This window comes from Streptomyces sp. NPDC093064 (genome assembly GCF_044754605.1).
Lineage (GTDB): Bacteria > Actinomycetota > Actinomycetes > Streptomycetales > Streptomycetaceae > Streptomyces.
In genome coordinates this window covers 56,235-71,184 of the sequence record NZ_JBIVPK010000001.1, presented here as the reverse complement: position 1 = coordinate 71,184, position 14,950 = coordinate 56,235, and the positions used below count along the sequence as shown (strand labels likewise).

The following is a 14,950-nucleotide window of genomic DNA, read 5'->3' as shown; positions in this document are numbered from 1 at the left end:
TCGGGTGTCCGTACGAACCTGGGTCATCGCTGCGAGCCGCCTCTCACCGCTGTCGTATGTGCCCCTCAATCGACCATACGTACGCGGGGCGGGACCCGCTCAACCCCAGGGGTATGTATTTCCGGTTTCCGCGTGACTTCGGCTCATGCGTCCCAAGGCGTCGGGGTGCTGACGGCCCTCCACAAATCCATCCGCACCCGATCCGCCGGAGGTGTCATCCGCCGGCACTCCGGCACTCCGGCACTCCGGAATTCTGTTACTCCGTCACGTCGATGGTGTACCGGTTCGTCTCCACGCCCGCCGCCGTCACCACCTGCACCTCGACCCGGCCCGGCTCCACGTCCGCCGGGACGGGCACGGTCAGTGCCGTGTCCGTGGGATTGCTGAAGCCGCCCGTGACCGGGACGAGGGGCACGTGCACGTTGACCGCGCCGATGCGGACCCTCATACGGGCCAGCCGGTCGGCCCCCTGCGCACCCGGCGGGACGAACCCGGCGCCCCGGATCTCGATGTCGTCGCCCGTCCGGATCGGCGCGTCCAGATCCCCGGCCTCCCGGGCCCGGACCACCGACAGGACGACAGGACGACCGCCGTCGGCGTACTTGCCCGCCAGGTAGGTCGCCGCCGACACCAGCACCACCACCGCCAGCCCCCACGGCAGGTCGGGCAGTTGGTCGGGGCGCCGGGCCAGCCGCACCGCCGCGAACGCCAGCGCGACGGCGCTGATCACCACGTACTGGATGTCCGTGAAGGCGCCCCGTCCCGAGTCGTCGGTCAGGAGGTCGGCCGCCCGCGGCCGGTCCGCGCGCACCTTCTGGATGCGCTGCCCCAGCACCCGCAGTCCGACCACCCGCCGTACGAGGACCGCGATCCCGCACACCACGGCGAGCACCGTGACCACACCGGCGCCGCGCGCCAGGTCCAGCCCGGAGATCAGCGCGTCGCGCTCGGTCTGGTTCGAGGCCGCGGCGAGCCGGCCCGCCAGCACCAGCACCGCGTACGCCACGAACAGCACCCACCCCGCGGCCACCGCGCGGGAGGTGGACAGCCGGTTGTCCTCGCCGATGACCGGAGCGAGCGCCCCGCCGCGCCCCCGGTGGAGCCAGGACGCGGCCGTCAGCGCCCCGGCCACCAGGACGGCCGCCAGCAGTCCCGCCGTCCGCGCGGAACTCCAGCCCACGCCGACCGCCGTCAACGCCTGCACCAGAAGCAGCAGTACGACCGCCGACCACACCGTGTACGCCGTCCAGCGCCACAGCCGTGCCAGCCAGGCCTCACCCTCGGCCCGCCCCCGCTCGGCGACGAGTTCCGCGGACTGCGTCAGTTCCTCCGAGACCCACTGCCGGGAGGCCGACGCCGAGTGCGCCACGGCCACCGGCAGTCCCCGGCCCGCGGCGAACTCGTCCCGCTTGAGAAGGAACGCGGCAACGGCCTGCCGGTGTCCCGCACGTGCCCCGTGCGGGCAGTCCCCGCAGGTGCAGCCGCCCCCATGGGCGCCCACGCCGCCTCTCGCCTCCTGCACCGCCACGCCCGACGCCCGCCTTCCCCGGATCCCGCGGCCCGGCCGCGGCAACAACACCCCTACGCAGAAGGCGAATTGTGCCCTATACCGCCCCGCCCGCGTTCGCCAGGTCCGGTCAGCGCGGGTGAAGCCGGGAACGCTGTGTTGACCAGGTGGCGGGAATCTCCGTATGAGCGAGATACCCGGCGTGCCGAGGGCTCAGGTCAGCAGGTCGGGTTCGCTGCGGCTGATGTCCTGCCACAGGGGCTGGTAGTTGATCCACGCCACCAGGTCGCCGCCGAGCTGCTCCCGGGTCGCGACCGCCAGTTCGTGGTCGATCAGGACCGGCCGGCCCGCCGCCCGGGCGGTCAGCTGCACCTGGCAGGAGCGTTCCATGGCCAGGAACCACCAGGCGGCGGCGTCCACCGAGTCGCCGACCGTCAGCAGCCCGTGGTTGCGCAGCACCAGCGCCTTGCGCGAGCCCAGCGCGGCCGCGATCCGGCGGCCCCCCTCCGCGTCGACGGCGACGCCGGTGTAGGAGCCGTAGACGGCGTGGTCCTCGTAGAAGGCGCAGCTCTCCTGGGTGATCGGGTCCAGCAGGTCACCGAGCGCCGCCAGGGCGCGGCCGTGTACGGAGTGGCAGTGGGCGACGGCCACGACGTCCGGGCGGGCGGCGTGGACCTGGGCGTGCACGGTGAACGCCGCCTGGTTGACGTGGTGGCGGCCCTCGAGCACCTGCCCGTCCTGGTTGGCGAGCACCAGGTCGCTCACGGTGACGTGCTTGAACGGCATCCCGAAGGGATTGACCCAGAAGCAGTCGCTGAACTCGGGGTCGCGCGCGGTGATGTGGCCGGAGACGCCGTCCTCGAGGCCGTACCGGCCGAAGATCCGCAGGGCGCCCGCGAGCCGCTCCTTGCGGTACCGGCGTTCGTCGTCCACCGACTCGTGCATCGGCGGCATCGCGAACAGCAGCCTCTCGGTGGGCAGGGGCGGGGGCGGGGTGGGGGTGGGGCCGAGCATGGGACCTCCGTCGCTGGATCGACGACGTACGGGCGGGAAGCTACCGCCGAACGGGCCGGGATACGAGCGCGGTGAGGTGAAGATGCCCGGCAGCACACCGGCTCCGCCGTCGTACGCCACCGAATACCGCCGAATACCGACAGAGGATGTCGGGTATCGGCGCCACACTCGGGGCATGGCGACGAACTGGGCGGCCTTTGCCGCGGCGGAACCCGACCTGGCCACGACCGTCGAGCAGCGGTTCAGGGCGTTCCCGCACCACGTCCTGGTGACTCTGCGCGCGGACGGCTCCCCGCGCACCACGGGGCTGGAGGTGCGCTTCCTGAACGGCGAGTTGTGGCTCGGCATGATGCCGGGCTCGCTCAAGGCGCTCGATCTGCGCCGGGATCCGAGGCTCGCGCTTCAGGCGAACCCGGGGCCGGACACCGCGATGGCCGGCGGTGACGCGCGGATCTCCGGGCGGGCGGTCGAGGTGGAGGACCCCGAGGTGAAGGGCGCGTACGTGAAAGAGGTGGAACCGCCACAGCCGTTCCACCTCTTCCGCACCGAGTTGACGGAGGTCGTACGGACCTGCGTCGAGGACGACACGTTCCTGGTCGTCCAGGTCTGGAAGCCCGGAGAGCCGGTGCGGACTCTCAGGCGGAACTAGGGCCGGCTCACTCCCACTCGATGGTGCCCGGCGGCTTCGACGTCACGTCGAGGACCACGCGGTTGACGTCCCGGACCTCGTTGGTGATGCGGGTCGAGATCTTCGACAGCACGTCGTAGGGCAGCCGCGACCAGTCGGCGGTCATGGCGTCCTCGCTGGAGACCGGGCGCAGCACGATCGGGTGGCCGTAGGTGCGGCCGTCGCCCTGGACGCCGACGCTGCGGACATCCGCGAGCAGGACCACCGGGCACTGCCAGATGTCACGGTCGAGGCCGGCCGTCGTCAGCTCCTCGCGGGCGATGGCGTCGGCCTCGCGCAGCAGGTCCAGGCGCTCCTTGGTGACCTCGCCGACGATCCGGATGCCGAGGCCGGGGCCAGGGAAGGGCTGGCGCTGGACGATCTCGTCCGGCAGGCCGAGCTCCTGGCCGACCATGCGGACCTCGTCCTTGAACAGCTGGCGCAGCGGCTCGATCAGCTTGAACTCGAGGTCCTCGGGCAGGCCGCCGACGTTGTGGTGCGACTTGATGTTCGCGGTGCCGGTGCCGCCGCCGGACTCGACGACGTCCGGGTAGAGGGTGCCCTGGACGAGGAACTCCACGGCCGGGCCCTCGTCCGCGATGATCTCCGCCTGGGCCTGCTCGAAGACGCGGATGAACTCGCGGCCGATGATCTTCCGCTTCTCCTCGGGGTCGTTGACCCCCTTGAGGGCGGTGAGGAAGCGCTCCTCGGCGTCCACGACCTTCAGCTGCACGCCGGTCGCGGCCACGAAGTCCTTCTCGACCTGCTCGGTCTCGCCCTTGCGCATCAGGCCGTGGTCGACGTAGACGCAGGTCAGCTGGGAGCCGATGGCCTTCTGCACGAGTGCGGCGGCGACCGCGGAGTCCACGCCCCCGGACAGCCCGCAGATCGCCCGCTTGTCGCCGACCAGCTCGCGGATGGCGGCGACCTGCTCGTCGATCACGTTGCCGGTGGTCCAGTTCGGCTTGAGGCCGGCACCGCGGTAGAGGAAGTGCTCCAGGACCTGCTGGCCGTGCGTGGAGTGCATGACCTCCGGGTGGTACTGGACGCCGTACAGCTTCTTCTCGTCGTTCTCGAACGCGGCGACCGGGACGACATCCGTGGACGCCGTGACCGAGAAGCCCTCGGGGGCGGCGGAGCAGGCGTCGCCGTGCGACATCCACACGTCCTGGTCGGCCGGGGTGCCCTCGAAGAGGGTCGAGGAAGGCTTGGAGACGGCCAGTCCGGTACGGCCGTACTCGCGGGCTCCGGAGTTGTCCACGGTGCCGCCGAGGACCTGCGCCATCAGCTGGAAGCCGTAGCACATGCCGAAGACGGGGACGCCGGACTCGAAGATCGCGCGGTCGAGGCGGGGGGCGCCCTCTTCGTACACCGAGGAGGGGCCGCCGGAGAGGATGATCGCCGCCGGGTTCTTGGCGAGCATCTCCTGAACCGGCATGGAGCTCGGCACGATCTCGCTGTAGACCCGCGCCTCGCGGACGCGACGGGCGATGAGCTGGGCGTACTGCGCGCCGAAGTCGACGACCAGGACGGTGTCGGGGGCGGCGGCAGCGGGGGTCGCTGATGACACGGGGTGCCTTCCGGCGGTCGGGGGGTCCTTGTGTTTGTCGATTCTACCGACGTGGTCGCGGGTGCCTCCCCCCGTCGCCTCGGCGACCGCCGCCCAGGGCATCCCGCCCCGGGCATCCCGTCCAGGGCCCGTCCACCGTCCGTCTCATCAGGTGAACCGTGTTGGAGGTCGCGGGCAGGCGAGGCATACTGGCAGCATGCTCGCGCAGACGACCTTCGTGTTTACCTATGGCACCCGGCCCACCGGCTGCCATGGTCGTGCTGCTTGAGCAACTGACAAGCGACTTCCCAGGCGCCCCGGGCCGACAAGGTCCGGGGCGCCTGGCGTTGTGGTCCTTGTCATCCGGGGCACCGCACCCGACCAGCGAGGAGCCCCCCGCCATGACCGCCACCGCAGCACAGCCCCAGACCCCGGCAGCCGCCGCCGCGAGCGGCGCCCGCACCGACGAGGCCGCGAACGTGATCAGCGGCGCCCGGGAGCGCATCGACACCCTCGACGACCGGATCATCGGCCTGATCCAGGAACGGATGGCCGTATCCGCCGTGATCCAGGAGACCCGGATCGCCTCCGGGGGCCGACGGGTGAACCTCTCCCGCGAGATGGAGATCCTGGGCCACTACAGGGACGCCCTGGGCAAGCCGGGCACGACCCTGGCGATGACGCTGCTGGAGCTGTGCCGGGGCAGGATCTGACCCCCTGACCGCCGCCCTCCTCACCCGCCCCCGCTGCCATGCCTCACCGCTCTCACCCGTACGGCGCGTGACCGCCGCGCGGTCCGCCTCGTTGTTCCGGTGTCCGTGCCAGCCAGGGACGGGCCCGAAAGAACCACGCGTGGATCTCCGGAGCGATGAGGCGTGCGGATCATGCCGCGCGCCGTGGGACCTCGCTCCTGGGAAGTGACCGGACGGCAGGGGACAGCAGCCCGGTCACCCAGATAAACGGCCGGCTCCGGGGACGCCCGGAGCCGGCCGGCGGAACAGGAAAACGCACCAGGCCGGGCCAAAGGGCTGCGGACGCCAGGTTCGTCCAGCACGATGCCCACACAGCTCCCGGCTCCGCACTCCCGTACGGACGGCAGCGCCGTGGTGCGCCACCCGACAGCCAGAGGCCGGGACCAGGTGCGCGCCCCCCGTGCGCCGGGGCGCACGCCGACGCATCACGAGGCGCGGAGGGCACACGGCAGCGGCAGGCGGCGCAATCCCCCGGCGCCGCCCTGACGTCGGTGCTGTCGAGAGAGGGCCCCGCGACCCAAGGCCGCGGGGCCCTTCGCCTGCGCACTCGCGGACACGACCCCGGGAATGTGACGCAGGACACACATGAATCCTGCCGACCGGTGCGCAACCATTCACGGTCCCCCCGGGTCACATCAGCAGACGGAGGAGGACCTGCGCCAGGAGGGGGGTGCAGGTCCTCTCTCTTGCCCGGGCCTGTTCACCGGCGCCGTTCCTACTTCCTCGGCGGCACCGACGGCATCCCCAGGAACGGCAGCCGCAGCGCGCCGAAAGCCTCCGCCGGGACCGCCGGATGCCGTGGCGCCACCGGCCGCAGACGCCCGTAGGCCGCACCCTGCGGCGGGCGCGGGTCGGTCTCGCCCTCGTTGGGCCAGTACGACATCGCCCGCTCGGCCTGGGCGGTGATGGTCAGCGACGGGTTCACCCCCAGGTTCGCCGAGACCGCGGCGCCGTCGACGACCGAGATGCCGGGGTGGCCGTAGAGGCGGTGGTACGGGTCGATGACGCCGGTCTCGCGCGAGGAGCCGATCGGGCAGCCGCCGAGGAAGTGCGCGGTGAGCGGGGTGCCCATCAGCTCGCCCACGTTGGACCCGGCGAAGCCGTTGATCTCGGCGGCGAGCGCGGTGGCGCTCTCCGTGGCGGCCCTGATCTGCTTGGGGTTGGGCGCGCCGTGCCCCTGGCGGGCCGTGAGGAGTCCCCTGCCCATGCCGTCCGGTTTCAGGTACGTGGTCAAGGAGTTGTCCAGGGACTGCATCACCAGGCCGATGATGGTCCGCTCCGACCAGCGGCGGTTGGACAGGGAGCGCAGGACGAGCAGGGGATGGCGGGCGGCGTTGGCCAGCCAGGCCGCCGCCCTGGACGAGCCCTCGGCGTACGGGACCTGGAGGATCGACAGGCCGCCCATCGAGTTGGAGCCCTTGCCGTAGCGGACCGGCTCGATGTGGGTGTTCTCGTCCGGGTGGATGGAGGACGTGATGGCGACTCCGCGGGTGAAGTCCGCCTTCGGCTCCCCGGTCGCCTTCCGGTAGCGCCGGTCGTCGGTCTGGGCGCCCACCAGAGCCTCGGAGTTGGTGCGGGTCAGCTCGCCCAGCCGGGGCGAGAGGCAGGGCAGCCGGCCGCTCTCCCTCATGCGGTGCAGCAGCGTCTGGGTGCCGTAGGTGCCGGCCGCCAGGACCACCCTGCGTGCCGTGAACAGGCGGCCCGCGCCCTTCTTCTTGTCGTCGGTGGGGAGCGTGGCGACCGCGTAGCCGCCGCGTGAGTCGTCCGTGACCGACACGACCGTCGTCATGGGGTGGACCACCGCGCCCGCCTTCTCGGCGAGGTACAGGTAGTTCTCGTTCAGGGTGTTCTTGGCGCCGTGCCGGCAGCCCGTCATGCACTCGCCGCACTCGGTGCAGGCCTTGCGGTCCGGTCCGGCCCCGCCGAAGTAGGGGTCCGCGACCCGTTCGCCCGCCTTCGCCGTCGTCGCGCCGTCGGCGTCCTCGCCGTCGCCGAAGAACACCCCGACCGGCGCCATGTGGAAGGTGTCGCCGACGCCCATCCGCTGCGCGGCGGCCTTCAGATGCACGTCGGAGGGGGTCGTCGTCGGGTTGAGCCGCACGCCGAGCATGCGCCGCGCCTGGTCGTAGTACGGCGCCAACTCGTCCTGCCAGTCGGTGATGTCCCGCCACTGGGGGTCGTCGAAGAAGGGCTTCGGCGGTATGTAGAGCGTGTTGGCGTAGTTCAGGGAGCCGCCGCCGACACCCGCGCCGGCCAGCACCATGACGTTGCCGAGCAGGTGGATGCGCTGGATCCCGTACATGCCGAGCTTCGGGGCCCACAGGTAGTTCTTCAGGTCCCAGGAGTTCTTCGGCAGGGTCTCGCGGGTGAAGCGGCGGCCCGCCTCCAGGACGCCGACGCGGTAGCCCTTCTCGGTCAGGCGGAGTGCGGAGACCGATCCGCCGAACCCCGACCCCACGACGATGACGTCGTAGTCGTAGCCGTCTTGAGACACGTGCTCTCCTTGTCGGGAACGAGGGGCCGCTAGCGGAAACGGCACGCCTTCATCAGCCTCAGGCTGCGGCTCATGAACGCCGCGTACCGCTCGTCGTCCATGCCGAGCGACGGGGCCATGGGCAGCAGCCGCTGGTGGGCCAGGGTCTGGGCCTCGGTGTACTTGAGGATGCCCTCGGAGCCGTGCCGGCGGCCGAGCCCCGAGTCCTTCATGCCGCCCATCGGCGACTGGACGCTGCCGTAGGCGGGGGCGTAGCCCTCGTTGATGTTGACCGTGCCGGTGCGCAGCCGGGCGGCGACCTCGCGGCCGCGGCGGGCGTCCCTAGTCCAGACGGACGAGTTCAGGCCGTACGGCGTGGAGTTGGCGCGCTCGATCGCCTCGTCGTCGCTCGTGAAGCGGTAGACGGAGACGACCGGGCCGAAGGTCTCCTCCGTGCACACGGCCATCGGGGCCTCGACGCCGTCGAGGATGGTGGGCTCGAAGAAGTACGGGCCGATGTCCGGGCGGGCGACGCCCCCGGCCACCACCTTGGCCCCCTTGGCGACGGCCTCCTCCACGTGCCGGGTGACGGTCGCCAGTTGCCGCGCCCCGACCAGCGAGCCCATGTCGGCGCCGTACGCCAGGGACGTGCCGAGCCGCATCGCCCGCGTACGAGCCGCGAACCGCTCGAGGAACGCGTCCGCGACCGCCTCGTGGACGTACAACCGCTCGATGGAGATGCACAGTTGACCGGCGGAGGAGAAGCAGGCGCGGACCGCTCCGGCCGCCGCCTTCTCGATGTCGGCGTCCTGGAGCACCAGCATGGCGTTCTTGCCGCCGAGTTCGAGGGAGACGCCGACCAGGCGGGCGGCGGCGCTCTGGGCGACCTCGCGTCCGGTGCGGGTGGAGCCGGTGAAGGAGACGTAGTCGGCGTGCTTGACGACCTCGGGGCCGACGACCGGGCCCTCGCCGATGACGACCTGGAACACCTCGGCGGGCAGCCCTGCCTCGACGAGCAGGTCGCGGGCCCACAGCGCGGTCAGGCAGGTCTCGGTGTCGGGCTTCATCACCACCGCGTTGCCCGCGACGAAGGCGGGCAGCGCGTCGCCGACGGACAGCTCCAGGGGGTAGTTCCACGGGGCGATCTGGCCCACCACCCCGCGCGGGTGGCGCAGTTCGGTGACGCGCGTGAGAGTGGGGATGGCGCCCGTGTGCCGCTTGGGCTTGAGGTAGGCGGCGGCGCGGCGGCCGTAGTGCCGGGCGGCGACGGCGACGGCCTGGACCTCCTCGTGCGCGTGCAGGCGGGCCTTGCCGGTCTCCAACTGGATCAGGTCAAGGACCTCGGCCTGGCGGGCGAGCACCAGGTCGTGGAAGCGGAGCAGGACGGCCGCGCGCTGCCGTACCGGAACCCGCGCCCACACCGCCTGTGCGGCGCGTGCCCGTTCGTAGGCACCGGCCACGTCCTCGGGGGTGGACTCGGGCAGGTCGGCGAGCTTGTCGCCGGTGAACGGCGTGTGGTTGGCGGTCCGGCCGGATCCGGCGACGCCCTTGGTGAGCCGGGCGACCAGCTCGGGGGTCACCACGTCGGCGGCGGTACGGGCCCCCGCGGGGGCGGGGGCCTGGGGATTGGTGCCGGTCTTCGCCGGGGCCTGCGCGTCCGTCATGACGCGCAGGGTATGCCGGTCGGGCGGCTTTGTGTACCCGTCAGTAATAGGGATTCACGGGATTCACCGAGTGCTCACAGCGCGCCAGTGATCACTGGCAACGAATGCGCTGATCAGGGCGTTGTCACAGGAGATCGAGGTCCAGGTTGGCAATCGCCGCGCGCGCCACCTCACGCCCGCGTTCGGTGAAGTCGCCCTTGCCCGGGTAGCCGACGGTGAGCTTGTACAGGTCGCCCTCGGCGGTCGTGTAGTAGAACATCCGCAGCTCGCGCGGCATCGGGTGCGTGCTGTCGTTGGTGGTGTAGACGATCGTGTTCTCGGCGGCCTTCTTGCCCTGGTACGTCGAATCCTTCGGGTGGGTCGTCGGATTCTCGGGCATGCTGAGTTCGTAGTTGCCGGACTGTTTGTAGGTGCCGTTGTCGTCGTACATCTGGGCGGCCGCGGAGTCCTTGATGGAGCGTTCCGGTTCCTCGGACTTCCTCAGCAGGCGCAACCCGACCGTGATGCTGCCGCTCCAGTCGCTGTAGGTCACCCAGTGCTTCTTGTCGTTCTTCCCGTCCGGTACCTGCCTCTGATAGTCCTTCGGCACGGCGATCGTCGCGGCGACGTCCTTCTCCTGACGGGTCGCCCAGCCCTCGGGCAGCGGGCCCGCGAACGGGTGGGCGGTCAGGACGTACGCCGTCACCGCGGCCGCGACGACCGCCGCGCCGAGCCCGAGCCACGCCCCGCGCCCGAGCCGGAGGCCGCGCGGCCCGCCGGGAGCGCCCTCGGCGTACCGCACCACCTGCGTGGGTGCCGGAGCGGACGGCGCGGCGGCCGCCTCCAGCAGGGCACGGACCCGGAAGGCGGGCGGCCGGTGCGCCGGGTCCTTGTGCAGCAGGCCGGTGATGGCCTCGGCGAGCGGGCCCCGCGCGGCGGCCGGCGGGGCGGGCGTGGCGTTGAGGACCGACTGGAGGGTGGCCGGGGTGTTGCTGCGGCGGAACGGGGAGACGCCCTCGGTGGCCGCGTACAGGACCACGCCGAGCGACCACAGGTCGGAGGCCGGGCCGGGGCGCTGCCCCAGCACCCGTTCGGGCGCGATGTACTCGGGTGAGCCGACGAAGCCGCCGGTGTCGGTCAGGCTGGTCTCGCCCTCGATCTGGGCGATGCCGAAGTCGGTGAGGACGATCCTCTCGTGCCGGCCGAGCAGGATGTTGTCCGGTTTGACGTCCCGGTGCAGGACGCCCGCGGCGTGCGCGGCCTCGAGCGCACCGAGCACCTCCAGGCCCATTCGGGCCGCCTCGCGGGCGTCCAGGGTGCCTTCCTGGAGCGCGGCTCCGAGCGAGCGGCCCTGCACCAGCTCCATCACGATCCACGGCTGCCCGTCGACGACGGCCACGTCGTGGACGTTGACGACCGCGGGGTGGTCGAGCCGGGCGGCGGCGCGGGCCTCGCGGCGCATGCGCTCGAAGGTGTTGGCACGTTCCCGTTCGGGAAGGTGGTCGGGGACGCTGGGCTCCTTGACGGCGACCTCGCGGTCCATCGTCTCGTCCTTGGCCCGCCACACGGTCCCCATGCCGCCGTGCCCGAGCTTGGCGAGCAGCCGGTAGCGCCCGCCGATCAGCCGACCGGCGCCGGGATCCTGCGGCTGCGCGGGTGCGGTGCCGTGCGGCTGCCAGGGTGCAGTGCCCTGCGGCTGCCCTTCCCCGCCGTCCGGTGCGGGCGCGGCGTACCGGTTGTGGGGATGGGGCACCCGTCCCTGTCTGTCCGGCGGTTGCAAGGCGAAAGTCGTCGGATCGTCGGCCCCGTGCTGGGCGCCCCCGTGGTTGCTCATGGGTCCATCCATATCGCGACCGCCTCCGCCGACTCCAGCAGGCGGCGTATCCGGTCACCGACCCGTGACCTACCGTGCGTGGAAACTGCCGACCGCGACGTCGAACTGCTCCTTGGCCTCGCCCACCCTGCCGACCGGTGCCGACACCCATACGTCGTACATCCGCCCGCCCTGCTCCCAGCACAGGTCGTAGGTGTGCCGCGGGCCCTCCGCCGCGCTGAAGCCGTCCCAGGTGAACTCCCACAGCGCGGCCGGGTGTCCGCGGTGGCTGGTGGCGGTGACCCGGCCGTCGTGGTAGCCGGGGTTGGTGTCCGGTCCCGCCGCGTCGGCGCGGCGCATCGCCGCGAGCGGGCCCCCGCTTCCCGGCTCGGTGACCTTGATGCCGAGGCGTAAGGCCTCCCCGGGCGACACGTAGAAGATCCGCTCGCCCTGCGGCTCGCGGGTGAAGCCGTTCGGTACGGCGACGGAGAAGCCGGCCGCGTCGTGGACCAGGTGGTAGCCCGAAGGCGCGGTGGTGCCGTCGCCGGCGGGCGGGGCGGCACGGGTGACGGTGACCGTGGAGACCGGGACGGGGAGCGAACCGGGCGGCGAGCTGGGCGGTGCTGACGGCGTGGTCGACGGGGAGGCGGTGCCGGACGGGGTGCCTGCGGAGGTGTCCGGGGCCGAACTTGTCGGCGTACCACCGCCGTTGCCGCCGCCCTGCATCAGCAGCGCCACGGCGGACACGCCCGCCCCGGCCGTGGCGGCCACCAGCAGCGCGGCGATCAGCACGTTCCGGGTGGGGTACCGGGCGGAAGCCGAGGAGGCGGGGACCGTCGGCGCCGGCCCAGGCACGTGAGGCGCGACGGGCACGCCGCGCTGCGTCGGCGTGCAGGGGACCGGCGGCTCCGGTGCGCGGCCCGATTCCAGGAAGGCGCGCAGCATCCGCTCCGCCTCGGCCGCCGCCAGCCGCCGGTCCGGATCGCGCTCCAGCAGCCCGCGTACGACGGGCAGGATCGGCGCGGCCTGCGCGGGCGGCCGGATCTCGTCGACGACGACCGCGTGCAGGATGCCGCCCAGCGAGTCGCGCCGGAACGGAGACTCGCCGCTCAGGGCGGTGCACAGCAGCGCGCCGAGCGACCACAGGTCGGACTCCGGTCCGGTCCTGGCCCCGGACATCCGCTCCGGCGCGGTGTACTCCGGCGAGCCGACGAAGGACCCGGTCTCGGTGAGCGTGGTCGCGCCGGCCATCCGCGCGATGCCGAAGTCGGTGAGCACGATCCGGTCGGTGCCCGGCTCCACCAGGACGTTGGCCGGCTTGATGTCCCGGTGCAGGACACCGGCGGCGTGCGCCGTGCGCAGCGCGCTCAGCAGGGCGACGCCGATGCGTGCGCCCTCGGCGACGTTCACCGGGCCGCGCGCGGCGATCCGGTCGGCCAGCGAGCCGCCGTCGATCAACTCCATCACGATGTACGGGCGTTCGTCCTCGACGACGACGTCGTGCACGACGACGATGTGCGGGTGCCGCAACTGGGCGACCGCGCGGGCCTCACGCAGGGTGCGCTCCCGCTGGAGAGCGGCCTCCTCGGCGGACAGGGTCTCGTCGAACGCGAGTTCCTTGACCGCGACCCGCCGTTCGAGGAGTTGGTCGGTCGCCCGCCAGACGATGCCCATGCCCCCGCGTCCGAGCCTCGCCTCCAGGCGGTAACGGCCCGCGATGACACGGAAGTCGTCCCCCTCGATCCCCATACGCCCCATCATGCCGCATCGCCCGGGCCCCCTCCGGGACGTCGACCGGCCAACAACGCGGCCTCCGGCCGGGGTCAGCCGGCGGTCGGCTGCCAGCTCTTGAGCACGGTCCGGAACTGCTGCCGCGTCCGTGTCCAGTCCTCCTCCGGTGAGGACATGTAGATCGCGTACTCGACGCCGCCGCGGGAGATGTACGTCTCCTCGATGGCGTGGCGCGGGCCGGGGAACGGCGTGTCCTTCGCCAGGGCCGTCCAGCTGTGCTCCCACAGGGAGCCCGGGCGGTCGCGGTAGGTGTTCGGCTCCAGGCTCAGCCGCCGGTAGTCGACCAGCCTCTGGAGCCGCCGATCCAGGTCGAGTTGGTGCTCGTGGCCGGTGGCGAATTCCGGCGTGTCGTCCACGGCGACGCGGATGAAGTGCTTGCCGCCGTCGGGGGTGTAGTCGACCTGGTGGGTCGCCTCGTCGAACTCCTGCCGCTGCCAGCTCCTGTCGGGCACGGCGATGCTGAAGCCGTAGGGGTCGCGGACGCGCACCCAGCCGTCCGGGAGACCGCCGGAGCCGTTGGTGGTCGGGGAGGGCGTGGTGGTCCCGGGCGGCGGGGTCGACTGGGAGGTGCCGGAGTCCTGCCGCCGGTTCTGGTCCCACTTCTGCAGCATCAGGGCGGTGCCGCCGCCGACGAGCGCGGCGAGCGCCACGACCAGGATCAGGGTGCGCAGGCGGCGCCTGGGTACCGGGGCCGGGTGGTGCTGCAGCGCGGGTCCGGCGGCCGCCGGTTGGGGCACCGGGTACGGCGTGGTGGCCGGCGGCCACGACCCCTGGGCGGGGTGCGCGGCGGTCTCCGGGGGGAGGCCGGCCGCCTGCGTGGGCACGTACGCCTGCGCGCTGCTCGGCCTGCGGCCCTCGGCCGCCTCGGCGAGCATCTGCTCGGCCTGCTCCGCCTGCGGCCGTTCGGCCGGGTCCTTGCGCAGCAGGGCGGTGATGACCGGGGCGAGCGGGCCGGCGTGCCGCGGCTCGCGCGGCTCCTCGTCGACGACCGCCTGCATGGTGCTCAGCGGCGAGGTGCGGCGGAACGGCGACAGGCCCTCCACCGCCGTGTAGAGCGTGGCACCCAGCGCCCACAGGTCGGAGGCCGGCCCCGGGTCGTGGCCACGGACGCGCTCGGGGGCCAGGTAGTCGACCGAGCCGACGACCTCGCCGGTGCGGGTGATGGTGGTGTCGCCCTCTATCTGGGCTATACCGAAGTCGGTGAGCAGGACGCGGCCGTCCTGGCCGAGGAGGACGTTGCCGGGCTTGACGTCGCGGTGCAGCACCCCGGCGGCGTGCGCCGCGCGCAGGGCGCGCAGCACCCATATGCCGATGCGAGCGGCCTCCGCCGGGTCCATGCGGTCCCGCTCCTTGAGCGCGTCCGCCAGCGAGCGGCCCTCGACCAGCTCCATCACGATCCACGGGCGGCCGTCGTGCTCCAGTACGTCGTGCACGGTCACGACGGCGGAGTGGTTGATCCGCGCCGCCGCGCGCGCCTCCGCCCGAGTGCGCGCCAGCAGGACCTCCTGGTCGCTCTCGGCAACGTAGAGCGCGGCGGTCAACTCCTTGATGGCGACGGCCCGGTGCAGCACCTCGTCGTGTGCGCGCCACACCCGGCCCATGCCGCCGCTGCCGATGGCCTCATCGAGCCGGTAGCGCCCCGAGAGGAGCAGGCCCTGCATCTGATTCACGTTTCCCCGCAGTGGTCTTGACAGGCTCAGGGTATGGACCAGCACACCTACTGGGAACCGGCGGGGTCCCA

Annotated in this window: 10 protein-coding genes; 2 read left to right on the top strand and 8 right to left on the bottom strand. The window is 72.4% G+C overall.

Annotated elements, in window-relative coordinates:
* Positions 1-256: 256 nt before the first annotated feature.
* Both ACIQFZ_RS00315 and ACIQFZ_RS00310 read right to left on the bottom strand, forming a co-directional pair.
* Positions 257-1,528, bottom strand: a complete 1,272-nt coding sequence (locus tag ACIQFZ_RS00315) for a hypothetical protein (RefSeq protein ID WP_383058725.1) — start codon at positions 1,526-1,528, stop codon at positions 257-259.
* Between the two features lie 192 nt (positions 1,529-1,720).
* Positions 1,721-2,521: a class II aldolase/adducin family protein gene (locus tag ACIQFZ_RS00310; protein ID WP_402690273.1), complete on the bottom strand. Its 801-nt coding sequence runs from the start codon at positions 2,519-2,521 to the stop codon at positions 1,721-1,723.
* Positions 2,522-2,696: 175 nt separating this feature from the next.
* Here ACIQFZ_RS00310 and ACIQFZ_RS00305 point away from each other — a divergent pair, with 175 nt between their 5' ends.
* Positions 2,697-3,170, top strand: a complete 474-nt coding sequence (locus ACIQFZ_RS00305) for a pyridoxamine 5'-phosphate oxidase family protein (RefSeq protein WP_383058726.1) — start codon at positions 2,697-2,699, stop codon at positions 3,168-3,170.
* Between the two features lie 7 nt (positions 3,171-3,177).
* Here the strand turns inward: ACIQFZ_RS00305 and guaA are convergent, their stop codons facing one another.
* Positions 3,178-4,758 (bottom strand): glutamine-hydrolyzing GMP synthase, encoded by a 1,581-nt coding sequence (gene guaA / locus ACIQFZ_RS00300; RefSeq protein ID WP_365417052.1) that lies wholly within the window; start codon positions 4,756-4,758, stop codon positions 3,178-3,180.
* Positions 4,759-5,138: 380 nt separating this feature from the next.
* On the opposite strand from guaA, the gene ACIQFZ_RS00295 reads away from it, so the two are divergent.
* Positions 5,139-5,450 (top strand): chorismate mutase, encoded by a 312-nt coding sequence (locus ACIQFZ_RS00295; RefSeq protein ID WP_383058727.1) that lies wholly within the window; start codon positions 5,139-5,141, stop codon positions 5,448-5,450.
* Between the two features lie 754 nt (positions 5,451-6,204).
* Here ACIQFZ_RS00295 and ACIQFZ_RS00290 read toward each other — a convergent pair.
* From ACIQFZ_RS00290 to ACIQFZ_RS00270, 5 genes are all read right to left on the bottom strand, one after another.
* Positions 6,205-7,983, bottom strand: a complete 1,779-nt coding sequence (locus tag ACIQFZ_RS00290) for a GMC family oxidoreductase N-terminal domain-containing protein (RefSeq protein WP_402690272.1) — start codon at positions 7,981-7,983, stop codon at positions 6,205-6,207.
* A gap of 29 nt (positions 7,984-8,012) precedes the next feature.
* On the bottom strand, positions 8,013-9,626 hold the full coding sequence (locus tag ACIQFZ_RS00285) for a succinic semialdehyde dehydrogenase (RefSeq protein ID WP_402690271.1): 1,614 nt from the start codon (positions 9,624-9,626) through the stop codon (positions 8,013-8,015).
* A gap of 124 nt (positions 9,627-9,750) precedes the next feature.
* Complete coding sequence (locus ACIQFZ_RS00280) at positions 9,751-11,439, bottom strand: serine/threonine-protein kinase (RefSeq protein ID WP_402690270.1); 1,689 nt, start codon at positions 11,437-11,439, stop codon at positions 9,751-9,753.
* Between the two features lie 69 nt (positions 11,440-11,508).
* Positions 11,509-13,167: a protein kinase gene (locus ACIQFZ_RS00275; RefSeq protein WP_402690269.1), complete on the bottom strand. Its 1,659-nt coding sequence runs from the start codon at positions 13,165-13,167 to the stop codon at positions 11,509-11,511.
* A gap of 74 nt (positions 13,168-13,241) precedes the next feature.
* Complete coding sequence (locus ACIQFZ_RS00270; RefSeq protein ID WP_383058774.1) at positions 13,242-14,870, bottom strand: protein kinase domain-containing protein; 1,629 nt, start codon at positions 14,868-14,870, stop codon at positions 13,242-13,244.
* Positions 14,871-14,950 lie beyond the last annotated feature (80 nt).